Here is an 18,125-nt window from a genome sequence, read left to right as displayed (position 1 = left end):
CATGAAGAAGGATACCATAGAGGAGCTATTTAACAGACTAGATGGGCAATTAGATATTGCGGAACCCACAGCGGGTCATGAACTACGTTTTTTAGATAAATTAAATACTGGCAAAGGAGTTGCAACCTTACCTAAAAAAGAACGTAATTTTTGGAAACCACTTTCTATTGCAGCTAGTATTGCTTTGGTTTGTGTACTAGGATTTCAATACCTAAACACTCCTAGTAGTATAGAAGAACAAGTGGTAAAAATTGCCCCAGAAGCGCAACAAACAGCATTTTATTTTACAAGTCTAATAGACGAGCAGGTGGTAGAATTGCAAGAAGCCAAATCTCCTGAAACTGCCAAACTTGTAGATGACACTTTGCTGCAACTGCAAAAACTAGAAAAGGATTATAAAGCGTTGGAGCAGGAATTGATAAATGGCGGAAACAGCAAATTTATTTTAAACGCCATGATAATCAACTTTGAAACCCGGATAGCCTTAGTAAAAGAGGTTTTAGAAAATATAGAACAGATTAAAAATATAAACACAGTAAATGATGCGAACTTTACTATTTAAAATTTTATTACTCCTATTGGTAGCAGCACCGCCTAGCGCTAAGGCTGCTCCTAATGATACACATTGGAGCGGTAAACACACCAAAGAAAAAACCATAAAAAAGGAATTCACTGTAAATATGGATGCCTTACTACGGGTAAAAAATAGCTACGGTAATTTAAACATCTCTTCTTGGGACCAAAACAAAGTTTTAATAGAAGTACATATTAAAACCAATGGCAATGATGAAGAACGCGTAAAAGAGCGTTTGGCAGAAATAGATGTAGATTTTGAAAACACTGCTAGCATGGTTTCTGCTATTACCAGATTCACAGAAAAGAAAAGCAGTTGGGGATGGAACTGGGGTGGCAAACACAATGTGAACGTACAAGTGAACTACACCATAAAAGTACCCGTAAAAAACAGTGTAAATCTAGGCAATGACTATGGTTCTATTTTTTTAGATAGAATTGATGGACATGCCAAAATTAGTTGCGATTACGGTAAAATGGAAATTGGGGAATTAAGAGGTAGAAATAATGAATTGCGATTTGATTACACTTCTAAATCCACCTTTGAGTACGTAAACAGTGCTGAAATTTTTGCCGACTATTCTGGTTTTACTATAGAAAAAGCAGGTAACCTTATCATAAGAGCAGATTACACCCACTCCAACATAGAAAAAATGGAGCATCTAGATTATGTTAGTGATTACGGTTCCATAGATGTTGGTTACGCCAAAAATGTACAAGGAAGAGGCAGTTACATAAGTGTAAAACTTGGCGATGTAGAAGGTAATGTGGATATCAATGCAGATTACGGTTCTGTAAAGATTAATAGAATGATGCCGAATGCTGGTAATATTGACATCAACTCAGATTACACAGGAATAAAAATTGGATATGATTCTGATTATCAATTTACTTTTGAAATCAATACCGAATACGCTGGGGTCAGTGGTAAGGAAGATTTTGAAATTAATTACAGTAATGAAAAATCTACAAGAAAATATTATAAAGGTTTTCACGGTAATGCTAATGCACCCAATACCGTAACTATAAATAGCGAATATGGAGGCATATCTTTCTTTAATAACTAACAATCAAAAAACGAACATCATGAAAAACGGAATTTTAGTAGCACTAACTTGTATTTTTACCATAAGCGCACACGCCCAATGGGGAAAACGAATAAAAGGAAACGGAAACGTAGTAACTCTGGAACGCTCTGTAAACGATTATGACGGTATAGCTATTAGCGGCTGGTTCGATGTTAAATTGGTAAGCGGCAGTGAGGGCGAATTAACCTTAAAAGGCGAAGAAAACTTATTAGACTATGTCATTACAGAGGTAGACAATGGGGTGCTTGTAATTAAAACAGAAAAAGGAGTAAATCTAAAACCTTCTAGTTACAAAAACGGTATTTATATCACAGTTCCTGTAGAAGAAATAGATGAATTGAGTTTATCTGGTTCTGGTGATATAACGAGCAGTACTACCCTTAAAGGCGCTAGTTTAGAAACACGTGTATCTGGCTCTGGAGACGTGACCTTAGATGTTGATGTTAATCATTTAGAAGCAAGATTATCCGGCTCTGGAGATATGGATTTAAGTGGGCAAGCTTCTAACTTTGAGGTGACTATTTCTGGATCTGGGGACATTTCCGCTTATGATTTAACTGCGAAAAATGTAGAGGCTACCGTTTCTGGCTCTGCAGATATAGAAATCACTGTAGAAAAAATTTTAAATGCTAGAGTTTCTGGTTCTGGCAACATTACATATAAGGGCAATCCTTCTAAAGTAAAAAGCAAAAGCTCTGGTTCTGGAGATGTAAGTAGGGCGTAACAACTCCTGTTCAGAACTAAAACTGATTTACAACTTAAAACCTATGGCGTTCCTTGTTGTAAATCAGTTTTCCATTTTGCCCAATCATCTAAATAATAATTTAAGATTACTGGGCTATCCATGGTATTCACCTTAGTTTCTACAACCTCTAAATCTGCGGGTAAATTAAACATATTACCATATTGCGTGGCAGTTAAAAATTTATTGGTTTTAGGGAATTTGCCTGGTACGCTTTGTAGTGGTAAGTCATGGTCTGCAGCCATAACAAAACCCCAATCACCAAAAGATGGAATATAGGTATGGTAGGCATGGGTGGTTTTAAAAACCTCTTTTAATGTAGTATTAATGCAACTAAAAACCGTATTGGAAAAGTAAATTTCTCCTGCCTGTGTAACAAACACTCCATTTTTAGAAAGTTTTGATTTTGCAAGAAGAAAAAATTGCCTGCTGTAGAGCCTCGCAATAGCCTCATTCACAGGATCTGGTAAATCTGCTATGACTACATCATAAACTTCTGTGGTATTTGCTAAATAACTAAAAGCATCTGCTGTAATCAGATTTACCTTAGCATGCACAGCAGCATTTTGGTTTATCTTTTTAAATATGGGATGCTCTTTTGCTAAATAAAACATAGTACTATCAATATCTACCACATCTATGCTTTCTACTGTTGCATGCTTAAGAACTTCTCTACTAGCTAAATTTTCGCCCCCACCTAATATTAATATTTTTTTTGGGTTTTCGTGAGCCCCCATAGGAATGTGTACTAAGGACTCGTGATAGCGGTGCTCATCTAAAGAAGAAAATTGAATAACTCTATTTAAATACAAACGTACATCTTCTAGTTTTTTTGTCACTACTATTTTTTGATAAGGCGTTTGCTCATTTAAAACAATAGGACTCTTGTAAATAGCATTATCCCATACCTTTAACAATCTACCTCCATAACCTACTAATACCAATAACCCAATAAGAGTAGTAATACCAAAGGCAAAAGTTTTCTTAGAAAAGTCTAAAAATTTAAAACTGATGACTAAACCCAACACAATATTGAGAATCCCAAAGATGAGCGACGAATAATACAACCCCACAAAAGGTAATAGAATAAATGGAAAAATTAGCGTTGCCAATAGGCCACCTATGTAATCTAAAGACAATACGTTAGACAAATCGTTCTTTACGTTTACCCCATCAAAAGCAAATGTTAGCAACGGCACTTCCATGCCGGTGAGTAGGCCAATTACAAATATGATTACCAAACAAAGAATTTGCAAGGTTAGCGGACTTACCTGTACAAACAAAAAATAAAGCAAGGGAACAGAAATACCTCCTATAAATCCCAATAAAAATTCAACATGCACAAAAAACCGAATAGGTAATTTAGAAAGGTATTTAGATAAAAAAGCGCCAATCCCCATGGAAAATAAATAAACACCTATAATTATGCTAAACTGCCTTACCCCATCACCTAAAAAATAGGTCGCCGTTGTACTCACCAAAAGTTCATAAATTATAGAGCACAATCCTGCAATAAATACGGCAATGGATAAAAGAATTTTGTTTCTCATAAAATTTAGCTAGGTTTGATAACGTTACGTATAAACAATCCTTTCAAAGATGAATAAAAAAACATTAAACGGGCGAGCATTTGGTAGAAAATTGATGCTTGCCAGTACCTTATCTGCGGGTATCATAGCAAGCAGCTGTGGTGGTAATGGCGAGCCAAAGCTTAAAGACTTTAAAGAAGAAACCATTTACGAAGCTACGAAAGGTACTATTACAGAGGTAGAAGAAGTTGAGCCAGGCGATGAATACAAAATTATTGACGAGCGCTTAATAGATAAGAAAGAAAATTCCATAGCCATTGTTCATACACTAGAAGGAAAGGTAGATACGCTCTCTTTAGCCAAAATAGAAAATAATGAAAGTGAACAGCGCTACGGTAGAGGATTAAGAAGTGTATTATACTATTCTTTAGCAGCTTCTTATTTTAATAGAAGATTAGGTAATGTAGCACCAAACTCTAGTTACTACAAGGATGCTACAGCTTATAACAAATCTACCGGGCTACAAAACGAATTAAAGAGTACGGCTACAAGCAGAAAAGTAAAAGTTCCAGGAAGTTCATCTAAAGGTTATGGGTCAGGAAAATCATTCCGTTCTTTTGGAGGATAATCGTTTTAAAAGCATTAAACGATTAAAAAAGAAAGATTTACCACACCAGCTTTATTGGTACTTAAAGCAAGATTATTTCTCTGAAGAGCTTTTAGGCCTTTACCGGGAAGAGGTTGATACGTTTAGCAAAACAGCTACTGTGGCTTTTGAATTATTTCAAAGCGCCACACAAAAGGTTATCAATGACCAAAAATTGAGTGATTTTGGTATTCCCAAGTTTTTTTGGGATTGTATACAGTACACTTGGGAGCATCGTAAGAAACACCCCTTTTTATATGGCCGGTTTGATGTAAACGGAGGTTTTGGGAACACACCAGCAAAGGTGATAGAATTTAATGCAGATACGTGCAGCACGCTACCTGAAACGATTCTTTGGCAAAAAGCACAATTAAACCTACTTACCGGTGCAAGTCAGTTCAATACACTAGCAGAGGACATAGGACATACTTTAGCACACTTAAAAACAAAAATACCCCATGACCAACCTTTTATTTTAGGGTCTTCTTTTGGTTATGAAGAAGATGTACTCAATGTTAATGCAATTTTAGACATTGGCTATAAACAAGGCTATAAAGTATTTTATACACACCTAGAAGATGTTATATTCTCTCATGAGAATGGCATTTTGTATGAGATAAATGGAGAGTACCAAATTGCAGATATATGGTTTAAAATGATACCTTGGGATTGGATGTTTACGGACGAACCAGAATTAGCCAAGGATTTAGCGACCATCATACAAAAAGATTTATGCACGGTATTAAATCCCCCAATTACGGCTTTATGGCAAAACAAAAAATTCTTGGCGTACCTTACAGAAAACTATCCCAATGTTTGTATTGCTAATACTTATTTAACTCCAGCAAGCCTTAGAAATTATGTTGCAAAACCAATATTTGGCCGTTTAGGAGAAAATATAGAAATACATACTTCTAAAAAAACTACGTCTAAAGGCGATTATGCACATCAACAAAAGATTCATCAAGAGTACATTCCGTTAGCAGAAGACTCAGAAAAATATGCCTACCAAACGGGAGTATTTTATACCCATAAAGCTTCAGCAATTAATTTAAGAACAGAAGATAACCCAATTATTACGGATGATTGTGAGTTTATGACACATTACATTATCTAAGAACTTTTTGTACGTTTTTTACCATTTCTAAACTACCTCTTTTTAAAATTGTAGTTTCAACTTGGTTAGATAACAACTCTTTTTTAATAATTTCTGTAACTAAATCCGCATCAAAAGCCTTACAAGAAAAGACATCTATCGCCGCATAGTTATGCTCTGGCCACGTATGGATGCTTATGTGGCTTTCTTCTAATAAAATAACTCCGGTTACCCCAATAGGCTCAAATTGTTTAAAAGAACCATTTACTTCTTTTAAGTCTAAGGTATCTGTAATTGCATGCAAAACTCCTTCTACTTTATCAACAAAAGAAATTGCATCTGCATTGCAGTTATAGGCGTCCCAAGTGGCATGTATACCAATATGCATAATTCTTGGATTATTCCGCTCCAGCACTTTGTTGAACCATTTCTATAAATTCTGTAGGACTAAGCAGCTTTTTTAAAACAGTGTAGTTTTCTCCAGACTCTACTTGTACCATTTCTGGTAATTTTTCTCTAGGTCCGTAGTCCCAAGTTACTGTATTGATAAGTTTATCTACCACATCATAGTTACCCTCAAATTCAATACCCATGTAATTGACAGTTTTAGAGCTAAATTTACTTGTCATTTCATAAGAACTATAAAATGCATCGCTACCATAGTATTCTTCCATCAACAAATATTCGTTCAAGGTAGGGTTTATCATATACAAGGATTGATCAAAGTTATGTTTAACCAAACTATCGTTCTGTAATGTTAACTCATGGTCACCTTTGCCCATTTCTACCCATACAACTTCGTTCGCAGGTATCTCTACCTCTAAATCATCTACCTTAATAAAAACAGGTTGATCCGTAGGATTATCTATAGCTAAATCTACATTACTACTGCATGAAGCCAATAAAATGCAGATTAATAAAGGAGTTATAATAAATTTCATAATTGTGGGAGATTGGTTAGTGTATTGTGCTTTGCATTTGTATTTAGAACGGTAAGTTACTAAACTAATTGTAAGGAATCCATAATAATAACCGTTATTTTAACAGTTACTTAGACCGTTCCACTCTAGTTAATAAAAAAGCCCCTATTAAAAAAAATATACCCAAAAAAATTGTACTTAAACGCATACCCCCTGTCACTTGCGCAATCAAACCGTAAATAAGGGTGCCGATTACAATGCCTATTTTTTCTGATACATCATAAAAACTAAAAAAAGAAGTAGTATCTGTGGTGTCTGGCAAATACTTAGAGTAAGTGGACCTACTCAACGCTTGTATTCCGCCCATCACTAAGCCTACTAAACCAGCTGCTATGTAAAAATCTAAAGGCGTTATTACAAAATAGGCATATACACATAAGCCAAGCCACATTATGTTTATGGTTACTAAGGTCTTTATATTTCCGTACTTTTTAGAACACCAAGCGGTTACGGTTGCTCCTAAAACAGCAACAATTTGTATTACTAAGATACTGATTATTAGTCCCACGGTTCGCTCTTCATCTGTCCCCCATTGTATCTCTTCTTCACCAAAATAAGTAGCAATAAGCATTATTGTTTGTACCGCCATACTATATACAAAAAAAGCACCTAAATACCGTTTTAGTTGTGATTGTCCTTGCAGTTGTTTCCAAACAGTTTGCAACTCCTGAAAACCGTTCAACAATACATTTTTACGCGCACCTTCTTTTTTATAGCCTTTAGGTAGATGTTTAAAAGTATATTGGCTAAATAAAGCCCACCAAAAACCCACGGTAATAAAAGAATACTTCATAGCCTTAATTTTAGCGCTATCTCCCCCTATTTCAGAAGCATCTGTAATGCCAAAGAAATCTGGTTTCATTACCATTAGCAAATTAAAGAGCAATAAAAGTACGCTACCAATATAGCCTAAGGAAAAACCTTTGGCGCTAATACGGTCTTGTTGTTCTGGAAAGGCAATATCTGGTAAGTAAGAATTATTGATAGCAAAACTTACCCAAAAGCCTACCAAACCAAAGAAGTAACACAAAAGACCTAGATAAATATTTTCTAAAGAAAACCAATAAAGTCCGGCGCAAGAAATAGCTCCTAAATAACAAAAGAACTTTAAAAAAAAACGCTTATTACCCAAATAATCTGCAATACCAGATATTAATGGTGTTATTAGTGCAATAAAAACAAATGCAGTTGAGGTTGTATAACTAATTAACGGAGCTCTGGCAATTTCAAAACCAAAAACCGAAACTTTTTCTATACCTGCAGTTCTAAATAATGCTCCATAAAAAATAGGAAATACAGCAGAAGAGATTACAAGACTATAGACCGAGTTTGCCCAGTCATAAAAAGCCCAGGCATTTAGGAGCTTTTTTTCTCCTTTGAGCGCAAATGTTTGTGTCATATAACTAAATAAAAAAAAGCTGCTTGGTTAAGCAGCTTTCAAGATACTAAATCTATTTTTTTACTTAAAAGAAGTAACCCCAAACTTGGCTGCTTCTTGCTTAGCTTCTGGTGCCCACGCCGTAAGATTGTTAATCCTAGTGTCATTAGACGGGTGTGTACTCATAAATTCTGGTGGCGCCTGCCCCCCACTATTTGCCTTCATACGCTTCCAAAGCTCAGCGGCCTCATCTGGATTATACCCTGCAATAGCCATAATCTGAAGACCAATTTTATCAGCTTCCGTTTCATGACTTCTGCTAAATGGCAACATAATCCCTAACTGAGAACCAATACCGTATGCCTGATTAAACATATTTCTTTTCTGAGGGTCTTGGATAGCCACATTACCAGCAACTGCACCAATTTGTTGTAGTGTACCCGCACTCATACGTTGTGCTCCATGGTCCGCTAATGCGTGTGCAACCTCGTGACCCATAACCACTGCAATACCAGCTTCACCTTGGCAAATTGGTAAAATACCTGTGTAAAAAACAATTTTACCACCTGGCATACACCACGCATTCACCGTTTCATCTTTAACCAGATTATACTCCCACTTGTAATCATTTAAATATCCGGGAAATCCATTGGCATCTAACCAACGTTCTGCAGCTGTAGCTATGCGCTGACCTACGTTTGTAATCATTTGTGCTTCTGTAGTACCTGTAATCACGTTGTTCTCTGATAAGAACTGATCGTACTGTGCAAAAGCCATGGGGAAAATTTGCTGATTGCCATAAAAGTTCAACGTCCTTTGCCCCGTAAACGGATTGGTTTTACACGCTACTACGCCTAAAAAAACCAAAAGGGATAATCCTAACTTTCTCATAATGGTAATTGTGTTTAAATCGTAAAATACAACTTTTTATTTACCGATTAAGTGTATGGCAGTAATGTCCTTGCTAACTTCAATAGTTCTATTACCGTCAAACTTAACCGATTCAAAAGTTACTTCTTCATTATCTATCTCTATAGTTTCTATTTTAAATGGCAACCCATGAAATTGTATTTTAAACGTTTCATAACTAGTAGTATAGGTGCCATCCTTAAACTGTTGTATAATTAATTCATTAGGCTTACCTAAAAGTCTAAAGTTGCGCAAACTGTATCTTCCTTTTTTATAATCGAAACCTTCTTGCTGATCTTCATAAATTACAGAATCTTCTTTACCTTCTTTAAAGTAAACATCTATCTTTAACTCAACCAATTCCTTTTCACCAACATATTGTTGTACAGGATATTTGGGAATCATTGCGCCTTCTTTGATAAAGAGTGGAATTTTATCTAGTGGAGCAGACACCCATCTTTCTACACCGCCTTCCACAAGTTCATCTGTCCAATAATTATACCATTTCCCTTTTGGCACGTACATTCTGCGCCCTTGAGAATTGGGTTCTTGTACAGGACAAACTAAAATTTGTTCCCCAAAAATAAACTCGTCTGTTCTAAAATGAGTTTGTGTGTCCGCTTGGTCAAAATATACTAAAGATTGAAGCATGGGAACACCGTCTTCTACGTATTTATAAAAAGCTGTGTATAAGTATGGTAATAGCTCATACCGAAGTTCTATAAACTTGCGAACAATATCGGTAATTTCTTTACCAAAAGACCAAGGTTCTTGGTCCCCATGGTCTCCACTGGAATGCACCCTACAAAACGGATGAAAAACTCCTAATTGTACCCAGCGCGCAAACAATTCTCCGTTAGGCTGTTCGGCAAAACCACCAATATCTGACCCTACAAAAGAATAGCCACTCATACACATACGCTGCATTTGCACGTTTGCAATCCATAAATGCTCCCATGTAGCTACGTTATCTCCTGTCCAAGTTGCACAATATCTTTGTGTGCCAGAGTATGCCGCTCTTGTCAATACAAAAGGTCGCTTAGGGAATGTATATTTTTTAACTCCGTTATAGGTAGCACGCACCATCTGCATACCATACACATTATGTGCTTTTCTATGGCTACAAGGATGCCCGTCATAATTGTGTCTTACATCTAGGTTAGCTGTTTTGGTAGGCACTTCCATAATTGCAGGCTCATTCATATCATTCCATACACCATGCACACCCATTTCAGAAATCATTTCTTTATACAATGTAGCCCACCATTCTCTTACTTTAGGATCTGTAAAATCTGGAAACTTACAATCTCCTGGCCAAACCTTTCCTTTAAAATGTGGCCCATCTGCTCGTTTACAGAAAAAATCATTGTCCATAGCTTGTTGATAGACCCAATAATCCCGGTCTATTTTTAAGCCAGGGTCTATCATAGTTACGGTTTTAAAACCATCTGCCTCTAACTCGTCTATCATCCGTTTAGGGTCCGGAAACTTTTTATTATCCCAGGTAAAACACCTAAACCCTTCCATATAATCAATATCTAGGTAAATAGCGTCGCAGGGTATTCTTAGTTTTCTAAACTTGGCGGCAATATCTTTTACTTTTTTTTCTGGATAATAGCTCCATTTAGATTGATGAAAACCTAACGCCCACATGGGTGGTAATTCTGGTACTCCTGTTAAATCCGTATACGCTTCTACTACTTGCGAAATTTTTGGACCATAAAAGAAATAATAATTCATTTCTCCACCATCTGCCCAAAAACTAGTTAGATTTCTGCGTTCATGTGCAAAGTCAAAATAAGTCCCGAAGGAATTATCAAAGAATATTCCGTAAGCTTTTTCATTATGCAAGCCCACATAAAAAGGAATGGCCTTATAAAGTGGTGATTGATCCTTACCGTAGGCATAAGAATCTGTAACCCAATTAGAAACTCTTTTCCCTTTTAGATTGGTATGTGAAGCTTTGTCTCCCATACCATAAAAACTTTCACCAGATTGGGTAACCTTGGTCATTTTTACAATGTTACCACCGTAATCAAAGTTTTCTTCCCAGTGAAAACCTAAATCGTCTTCATTAATAACAGCACCCTCTAAATCTGTTATTTGTACTTTTAAATCCTTTTTTTGGACGTAAATGATGATTTTAGAAGTTTTTATAACAAACTCTGGAATCTCTTCTTTAACTGTTAAAGAATTGTATCCTGTATTTACGTCTGCACTAATGGCATAAGAAAAATCTGGTTCAAACGCGTGCTCAGTGGCGTACCTAAACCGAACCATGGAATCTCTCATGATTGTAATTTCTAGTATTACCCCATTGTGTGTGGTAATCCATACTTTTTCATTGTCGTGCTTAAAGTCAACAACATTGTTTGGAAACTGATTTCCCCGTCTTTCGATTTCTGTATTGGTAATCATAGTATGTATGATTTTAGACTAACAAAAAAAGGACATTCCATTGATTTTTGGAAGTCCATAACTGTATTGGTCCGTGATTAAAACGTTATTAGTTAATGTTTTACCTTTTATAGACCAAAATCCCTAGCGGCGGCAATGTTAGCACTACCGAATTTGGTCTGCCATTCCATGCCTTTTTGCTTGGTTTTATGGTCTTAGCACCCATTCCACTACCTCCATATTCTGTTGCATCACTTGTAAATAGTAGATTGAGTTTAGATCCTGTTGGAACCCCTACTCTATAATCTTCTCTTGGAACTGGTGTAAAATTACCAATGACAATAACATCGTCCTTGGGTTGCTCCCCTTTTCTAATATAAGAGATTACGGAGTTTTCTGCATCATTCCATTCTATCCATTCAAATCCATCTGGACTAAATTGTTTTTGATACAATGCAGGCTCGGTTCTATACAGTTTATTTAAGTCTTTAATCAGTTTTTGTATTCCATTGTGAAAGCCGAATTGGGTAAGGTGCCAATCCAAACTTTGCTGAAAATTCCATTCAGATGTTTGCCCAAACTCACCCCCCATAAAAATTAAGTTAGCTCCAGGGTGGGTAAACATATAACCAAAAAGCAAGCGTAAGTTTGCAAAACGCTGCCATTCATCACCAGGCATACGGTAGATTAAAGAATTTTTTCCGTATACCACCTCATCATGAGAAAAAGGTAACATAAAATTTTCCGTAAAGGCATACGTCATGCTAAACGTAAGGTCATTTTGATGGTATTTTCTATGTACTGGTTCTTTTTTAAAATATTCCAAGGTATCATGCATCCACCCCATCATCCATTTCATACCAAACCCAAGTCCTCCAAAATGTACGGGTTTAGAAACACCTGTGAAAGCTGTAGATTCTTCTGCTATGGTCTGTACTCCTTTAAAACTGGCATACACTTCTGTATTCATTTCTCTTATAAAAGAGATTGCCTCTAAATACTCATTATTGCCATACATATTTGGTTCCCACTCCCCATCTTCTCTAGAATAATCTAAATACAGCATAGATGCTACGGCATCTACGCGTAAGCCGTCTATGTGGTATTGATCTAACCAAAAAATGGCATTACTAATCAAGAATGCACGTACTTCATTACGACTGTAATTAAATATGAGGCTTTTCCAATCTGGGTGATATCCCTTACGCCTATCTGGATGTTCATACAAATGAGATCCATCAAAATAACCTAAACCGTGCGCATCTTCTGGAAAATGAGAAGGAACCCAGTCTAGGATTACTCCAATCCCTGCATTATGAAATGCATCTACCAAATATTTGAAATCCTCTGGCGTTCCAAATCTAGAAGTGGGTGCAAAATATCCTGTTAACTGATACCCCCAAGAGGGATCAAAAGGATATTCCATTATGGGCATAAACTCTACATGGGTAAAACCCATTTCCTTTACGTAAGCAACCAAATCCTTTGCGAGTTCTGTATAACTCAAAAATTGATTATCTCCTTTCTTTTTCCAAGAGCCTAAATGCACCTCGTAAACCGAATAGGGTTGATCCAGATTATTATGTGTTTCCCTGGTATCCATCCAATTCTGGTCTTTCCATTGATAAGCTGCGTTCCAAACTACGGATGCGGTTTTAGGGGGATGTTCACAATACCGAGCAAAAGGGTCTGCCTTTTCCGTAAATATTCCATCATGGTGAGAAGCTATTTTATACTTATAAATAGCTCCGTGTTCCACGTTAGGTATAAAGCCTTCCCAAATGCCACTACTATCCCAACGTACTAAAAGCTGGTGTTCATCTGCATTCCACTGATTAAAATCACCTACCACTGAAACCTGCTTTGCAGAGGGTGCCCAAACCGCAAAATATACTCCTTTTACGCCATCTACCTCTGTAATATGGGAACCTAATTTACGGTACAACCTAAAGTGTTTACCTGCTTTAAAAAGATTAATATCAAACTCAGTAAAGAAACTATGCGGTATAACGTTGGCCATATGCTACTGTAAAGGGTTAATACAATATTAAACAACTTTGAGCAAGTAATCTTAATCTTACCGCATAAAGTATTTAGATTATTTTTGGAACGCTTTTTGATTTAACCCTCTAGAAGATTATTTAGAAAGCAAAAAATCATAAAAACCATTGAACATGACAAAATTAAAAACACTTTTAGGATTAGCCGTTTTAGCCATTGTTGTTGCCTGTGAAGGACCAGAAGGCCCGCAAGGACCTCCCGGGTTTGATGGTGAAGACGGTGTAAACATACTTGGCCAAGTGGTAGAAGTAGAAAATATAAACTTTGATTATTTAGAGGGTAATTTATGGACCTCTACGCCCATTTCTTTTGAAGAGGTTGGAATAACAGAAGTTTTTGAAAGCGATGCTGTTTTAGTTTACCGTTATGATGGTGAGGTAGAATTATCTGATGGTTCTACTGCAAGTGCGTGGAGCCAAATACCGCAAAACTTCTTTACCGCAGAAGGTACGTTACAGTATGTATTTGCACATACTTTTGTAGATTTTGAAATTTTTATTGACGGCAATTACGACCTATCTAATATTGATATAGACTTTACAGATAATCAATTATTTAGAATTGTTGTGGTACCCGCAGAATTTGCACAAAGTGCTGATTTTAATGCAAATGATTTTAACGCAGTAATGAGCAACTTAAAATTAGACGTAAGCAACATAGAAAAAATTAGTTTAAATTAAATTTCTTTAGTTAGTTAAATAGACACCGTAGTCCAAATATATTGTTGGCTACGGTTTTTTTAATTTTAGCCTAAAAATTGAAAGGTTAACCTAATTTAATCGACCAAAAAGAAAAAAAGATGGGGAAAAATATTGCTATACTTTTAATGGTCTTGTTCTCTTCTTGCAAGGGCAATTCTCAAAAGACCGAAACTAAAAAAGAAGAAACCTTTGAAATTACCAAGTCTGATGCAGAGTGGAAATCCACACTTACAGAATTAGAGTATTATGTATTGCGTAAAGCAGGTACAGAAAGAGCTTTTACGAGTGATTTACTCACTAATAAGGAGGCCGGCACTTATGTATGTGCAGCTTGTGGCACTCCTTTGTTTAAAAGCGAGCACAAGTATAAATCTGGAACAGGATGGCCTAGTTTTTACCAAGAGATAGAAGGTAATGTTGCTTTTGATGTTGACTATAACATTGGTTATGCCAGAACAGAAGAGCATTGTGCTACCTGTGGGGGGCATTTAGGACATGTTTTTGATGATGGCCCAGAACCAACTGGTAAAAGGCACTGTATTAATGGCGTAGCTTTAAATTTTATTCCAAACGTAGAAAACCAATAATATGAGCACAAGCGATAAAAACAAATCTGATGCGGCGTGGAAAGAGCAGCTAAGTCCAGAAGAATATTATGTGCTACGCCAAAAAGGAACAGAAAGACCTTTTACGGGTGAGTATAACCTACATTTTGAAAAAGGAGATTACCATTGTAAAGCCTGCAATGCTAAATTATTTCATAGTAACACTAAATTTGAGAGTGGTTGTGGCTGGCCTTCTTTTGACCAAGCTATAGAAGGTGCAATAGAGTACAAAAGAGATACGTCTCATGGTATGTTACGTACCGAAACCTTATGTGCTAATTGCGGTAGCCACTTAGGGCATGTATTTGATGACGGCCCTAGAGAGACTACAGGACAACGCTACTGCATAAATTCTGTTAGTTTGGATTTTAAGAAGCAAGAAAATCACTAATAATTATTTATTTTCCTTAACATTTGTAAGAATATTCTTGGTATTTTTGAGTTAGATAAGTATAGTTTTATCTAACTCAAAACCAATGACCGCAGCGTTTTTAAAAGAAAAGGCCAAAATTTTAGGCATGGGTATTGCCATGCTTTTTTTAGTTTTTATACTGTTTGGTTGGATTTTGCAATTTGATTTTATCCTTAGGTATGCGGGGGATAATTATACCATGAAATTCAATACAGCTCTTTGTTTTCTATGCCTTTTAGTAGCACTAATTCTATCGCAAGAAAAAGCAGAATCTCCATTCAACCCTATTGTTGTTGTAATTTGTTTATTTGTATTTAGCGTAGCGTTTTACACGCTTATTAGCTACTACTTTAGTTTCCCCTTAGAAATAGATAATGTCTTTGCTAAAGATTATTACAATACCGTAAATCCTGGTAAAATGTCTAAGGGTACGGCAATTTGTTTTCAATTATCAGTAATTGCCATTCTACTTAAAAGGCATACTAAAAATAAAGGTCCTAAAATTGCGCAGCTTTTATTCATAAGTATATTCATCATAGCCTCCATCTCTATCATTTCCATAATTTTGGGTATTCCAGGAGAAAATAGAACTTCCTTTCTAGAAACAATGGCTTTTTCCACAGCCTTTTTCTTTTTAGCCATTGCTATATCTTATCTCTATCAAGAAAGGACCTGGGGGCCAGCTGCATTATTCCATGGTAAAAATTTAGGAAGCAAAATTTTAAGAAGAACTACACCGTATATGATACTATTTACGTTAGGTGTTAGTTTTTTACATCAACTTTTAATAAAAAACCATCTTTTAGACCCTCAATTTGCAATCATTCTATTAACGGTCATTTTACTTACCGCTGCTTTTGCTTTTTTAATGATAAGCAATCATTTTATTAACAAAACCAATAAATCGCGTATTAAACTTCAAAAATCCTTAGAAAATTCCAACTCAGAATTAGAACAATTTCGACACGCCATAGATCAGGTCGCCATGATTTCTGTGATGGATAATGAAGGGGTTATTACCTATGCTAATGATATGCTTTGCCAAGTGTCTGGTTATAGCAAAGAAGAACTCATTGGAGCAACGCACAGTCAACGATTAGATGCGCATAATCATAACCATTACTTTTTTGAACAGCTATGGGCAACCGTGCGTAGTGGTCATATTTGGATAAACGAAATTAAAAATCTGAGAAAAGACCTTACTACCTTTTGGACCAATGCTGCCGTGATTCCAATTAAAGACATCAACGGTGTTCCTAAAAGATATTTGGTTATAAAAATAGATATTACACGTATTAAAAATGCAGAGGAAGAAATCTTAAAACTGAATAAATCACTGAAAGGGAAAAATCAAGAATTAAAAAATATGGTGTATATCGCCTCTCATGATTTGCAAGAGCCATTACGTACCATATCCTCATTTGTAAATATTTTAGAAGATGATTTTTCAGGTCAATTTCCAGAAGAAGCAAAAACATATTTAGACTTTATTTCTGCATGCACTAACCGTATGAGAAATTTGGTAGGTGACTTAATGGAGTATGCCAAGTTTAATAAATCATTAGAAAAAAGCTATTGCGATTTAAACCAAATTGTAGACCATGTATTAGTAGATTTAAATGTAAAAATCACTCAAAGTTCAGCTTTTTTAGAAATTGCAAAACTTCCCAAGGTATATGGTAATGAAAATGCATTGAGGCAACTATTCCAGAATTTAATAAGCAACGCCTTAAAATTTAGAAGAGCAGACCAAGCACCTAAAATAACCATAGAATGTGTAGACAGACCACAGGACTATCTGTTTTCCGTTAAGGATAACGGCATAGGTATAGAAGAAAAATATAAGGAAAAAATCTTTGGTATTTTTCAGCGTCTCCATAGTTCAGAGATCTATTCTGGCACCGGAATTGGACTAGCGAGTTGCAAAAAAATAGTAGAAATCCATGGTGGAAAAATATGGGTCAGCTCTGCCTCTAAACAAGGCAGCACCTTCTTTTTTACCATACTTAAAACCACAACATGAGTACAGACAACCTTTATGTTATTATGCTAATAGATGATGACGCACCCACAAATTTTTTAAATAAAAGAGCTTTGCTCAAATCTGGAATGGTTAAAGATACGATAACCATGACTAGTGCTGAAAACGCTTTGGAATACCTGAAAAAATCTAATAATAACATTTTACCACACATGATTTTCCTAGACATCAACATGCCTGGGATGAATGGCTGGGAATTTTTAGATGAATATCAAGCATCAGAAGATTATTTTCAAATTCCTGTAGTGGTTATGCTTACAACTTCTTTAAATCCAGAAGATGAAAAAAAAGCAGCTACATACGGCGATGTTCAAGGATTTGAAAGAAAACCATTAACCCAAGAAAAGATAAAGCAATTATTTGACCATTACTTGGTAAATTTATCGGATGAGTCATGAAGAATTTATCCATAGTCTAACATTTGAATTTAAACGTTATAAAAAACTTGGAGATTACACACTATCCGTCTTAACTCTAGAGGAATTACTATGGGAGCCCTATGTTGGTACTAATAGCATTGCCATTATCATAAAACATATGGCAGGCAACATGCGCAGTAGATTCACTAATTTCTTTACAGAAGATGGGGAAAAATCTTGGCGCAATAGGGATACTGAATTTATAACACCACCACAAACCAAAGAAGAACTCCATCAATTATGGAATGCTGGTTGGGCATGTTTATTTGGTGCTTTAGAAATGGTGAATGCTGATAATTTTAATAGTTTAATCTACATTAGAAAAGAACCACACACAGTAATAGCTGCGTTTCACCGTCAATTAGCACATTATGCCAATCATATAGGCCAAATGGTTTATTTAGCAAAACTAATTAAAAAAGAAGCTTGGATATCTCCTTCTATCGCTAAAGGAAAATCACAAGAATTTAATGATACGTTGATGTCTTAACTTCTAAAAAAGCGGTTTGGTTTTGGGCTACCAAAATCTTGTTGAGTTCACTATCTTT

Annotated in this window: 18 protein-coding genes; 11 read left to right on the top strand and 7 right to left on the bottom strand. The window is 35.8% G+C overall.

Features of this window, described 5'->3' with window-relative positions:
* Nucleotide 1: 1 nt before the first annotated feature.
* The 3 genes from HCO57_RS00290 to HCO57_RS00280 are packed head-to-tail and all read left to right on the top strand — an operon-like array spanning nt 2 to nt 2,385.
* Nucleotides 2-562 carry a hypothetical protein gene (locus tag HCO57_RS00290; protein WP_167987315.1) on the top strand — a complete coding sequence of 187 codons (561 nt, stop codon included), beginning with the start codon at nt 2-4 and terminating at the stop codon, nt 560-562.
* A complete protein-coding gene (locus HCO57_RS00285) occupies nt 543-1,640 on the top strand; it encodes a hypothetical protein (RefSeq protein WP_167988084.1) in 1,098 nt (365 codons plus the stop codon). Before HCO57_RS00290 ends, HCO57_RS00285 begins: the two co-directional genes overlap by 20 nt.
* 19 nt (nt 1,641-1,659) lie before the next feature.
* Nucleotides 1,660-2,385 carry a head GIN domain-containing protein gene (locus HCO57_RS00280; protein ID WP_167987314.1) on the top strand — a complete coding sequence of 242 codons (726 nt, stop codon included), beginning with the start codon at nt 1,660-1,662 and terminating at the stop codon, nt 2,383-2,385.
* Nucleotides 2,386-2,426: 41 nt separating this feature from the next.
* On the opposite strand, the gene HCO57_RS00275 is transcribed toward HCO57_RS00280, so the two are convergent.
* Nucleotides 2,427-3,953: a polyamine aminopropyltransferase gene (locus HCO57_RS00275; RefSeq protein ID WP_167987313.1), complete on the bottom strand. Its 1,527-nt coding sequence runs from the start codon at nt 3,951-3,953 to the stop codon at nt 2,427-2,429.
* A 49-nt stretch (nt 3,954-4,002) separates the two neighbouring features.
* On the opposite strand from HCO57_RS00275, the gene HCO57_RS00270 reads away from it, so the two are divergent.
* A complete protein-coding gene (locus HCO57_RS00270) occupies nt 4,003-4,560 on the top strand; it encodes a hypothetical protein (protein WP_136950820.1) in 558 nt (185 codons plus the stop codon).
* The gene (locus HCO57_RS00265) at nt 4,523-5,695 is read left to right on the top strand and encodes a glutathionylspermidine synthase family protein (RefSeq protein ID WP_167987312.1); all 1,173 of its coding nucleotides are present in this window, start codon (nt 4,523-4,525) and stop codon (nt 5,693-5,695) included. The genes HCO57_RS00270 and HCO57_RS00265 overlap by 38 nt, the downstream gene beginning before the upstream one ends.
* On the opposite strand, the gene speD is transcribed toward HCO57_RS00265, so the two are convergent.
* The 6 genes from speD to glgB all read right to left on the bottom strand — a co-directional run bounded on the left by speD (nt 5,688) and on the right by glgB (nt 13,358).
* A complete protein-coding gene (gene speD / locus HCO57_RS00260) occupies nt 5,688-6,062 on the bottom strand; it encodes an adenosylmethionine decarboxylase (RefSeq protein WP_167987311.1) in 375 nt (124 codons plus the stop codon). The genes HCO57_RS00265 and speD overlap by 8 nt on opposite strands.
* Before the next feature lie 10 nt (nt 6,063-6,072).
* The gene (locus HCO57_RS00255; RefSeq protein WP_167987310.1) at nt 6,073-6,615 is read right to left on the bottom strand and encodes a hypothetical protein; all 543 of its coding nucleotides are present in this window, start codon (nt 6,613-6,615) and stop codon (nt 6,073-6,075) included.
* Nucleotides 6,616-6,721: 106 nt separating this feature from the next.
* Nucleotides 6,722-8,053: an MFS transporter gene (locus HCO57_RS00250; RefSeq protein ID WP_167987309.1), complete on the bottom strand. Its 1,332-nt coding sequence runs from the start codon at nt 8,051-8,053 to the stop codon at nt 6,722-6,724.
* Between the two features lie 60 nt (nt 8,054-8,113).
* Nucleotides 8,114-8,923 (bottom strand): M48 family metallopeptidase, encoded by an 810-nt coding sequence (locus HCO57_RS00245; protein WP_167987307.1) that lies wholly within the window; start codon nt 8,921-8,923, stop codon nt 8,114-8,116.
* Nucleotides 8,924-8,959: 36 nt separating this feature from the next.
* Nucleotides 8,960-11,359 (bottom strand): glycoside hydrolase family 31 protein, encoded by a 2,400-nt coding sequence (locus HCO57_RS00240; protein ID WP_167987305.1) that lies wholly within the window; start codon nt 11,357-11,359, stop codon nt 8,960-8,962.
* Nucleotides 11,360-11,459: 100 nt separating this feature from the next.
* On the bottom strand, nt 11,460-13,358 hold the full coding sequence (gene glgB, locus HCO57_RS00235; RefSeq protein ID WP_167987303.1) for a 1,4-alpha-glucan branching protein GlgB: 1,899 nt from the start codon (nt 13,356-13,358) through the stop codon (nt 11,460-11,462).
* A 154-nt stretch (nt 13,359-13,512) separates the two neighbouring features.
* Here glgB and HCO57_RS00230 point away from each other — a divergent pair, with 154 nt between their 5' ends.
* From HCO57_RS00230 to HCO57_RS00205, 6 genes are all read left to right on the top strand, one after another.
* Nucleotides 13,513-14,079 (top strand): collagen-like protein, encoded by a 567-nt coding sequence (locus tag HCO57_RS00230; RefSeq protein WP_136950828.1) that lies wholly within the window; start codon nt 13,513-13,515, stop codon nt 14,077-14,079.
* A gap of 119 nt (nt 14,080-14,198) precedes the next feature.
* On the top strand, nt 14,199-14,687 hold the full coding sequence (gene msrB / locus HCO57_RS00225) for a peptide-methionine (R)-S-oxide reductase MsrB (protein WP_136950829.1): 489 nt from the start codon (nt 14,199-14,201) through the stop codon (nt 14,685-14,687).
* Between the two features lies 1 nt (nt 14,688).
* Nucleotides 14,689-15,096 (top strand): peptide-methionine (R)-S-oxide reductase MsrB, encoded by a 408-nt coding sequence (gene msrB / locus HCO57_RS00220; protein ID WP_167987301.1) that lies wholly within the window; start codon nt 14,689-14,691, stop codon nt 15,094-15,096.
* A gap of 85 nt (nt 15,097-15,181) precedes the next feature.
* On the top strand, nt 15,182-17,140 hold the full coding sequence (locus HCO57_RS00215; protein WP_167987299.1) for a sensor histidine kinase: 1,959 nt from the start codon (nt 15,182-15,184) through the stop codon (nt 17,138-17,140).
* Nucleotides 17,137-17,556 (top strand): response regulator, encoded by a 420-nt coding sequence (locus tag HCO57_RS00210; protein ID WP_167987297.1) that lies wholly within the window; start codon nt 17,137-17,139, stop codon nt 17,554-17,556. The genes HCO57_RS00215 and HCO57_RS00210 overlap by 4 nt, the downstream gene beginning before the upstream one ends.
* Nucleotides 17,546-18,067: a DUF1572 family protein gene (locus HCO57_RS00205; protein ID WP_167987295.1), complete on the top strand. Its 522-nt coding sequence runs from the start codon at nt 17,546-17,548 to the stop codon at nt 18,065-18,067. Before HCO57_RS00210 ends, HCO57_RS00205 begins: the two co-directional genes overlap by 11 nt.
* Nucleotides 18,068-18,125: the final 58 nt, after the last annotated feature.

The organism is Croceivirga sp. JEA036 (assembly GCF_011882165.1).
Lineage (GTDB): Bacteria > Bacteroidota > Bacteroidia > Flavobacteriales > Flavobacteriaceae > Croceivirga.
The sequence above is the reverse complement of the archived record's forward strand: the minus strand, read 5'-3'. Positions and strand labels throughout refer to the sequence as shown.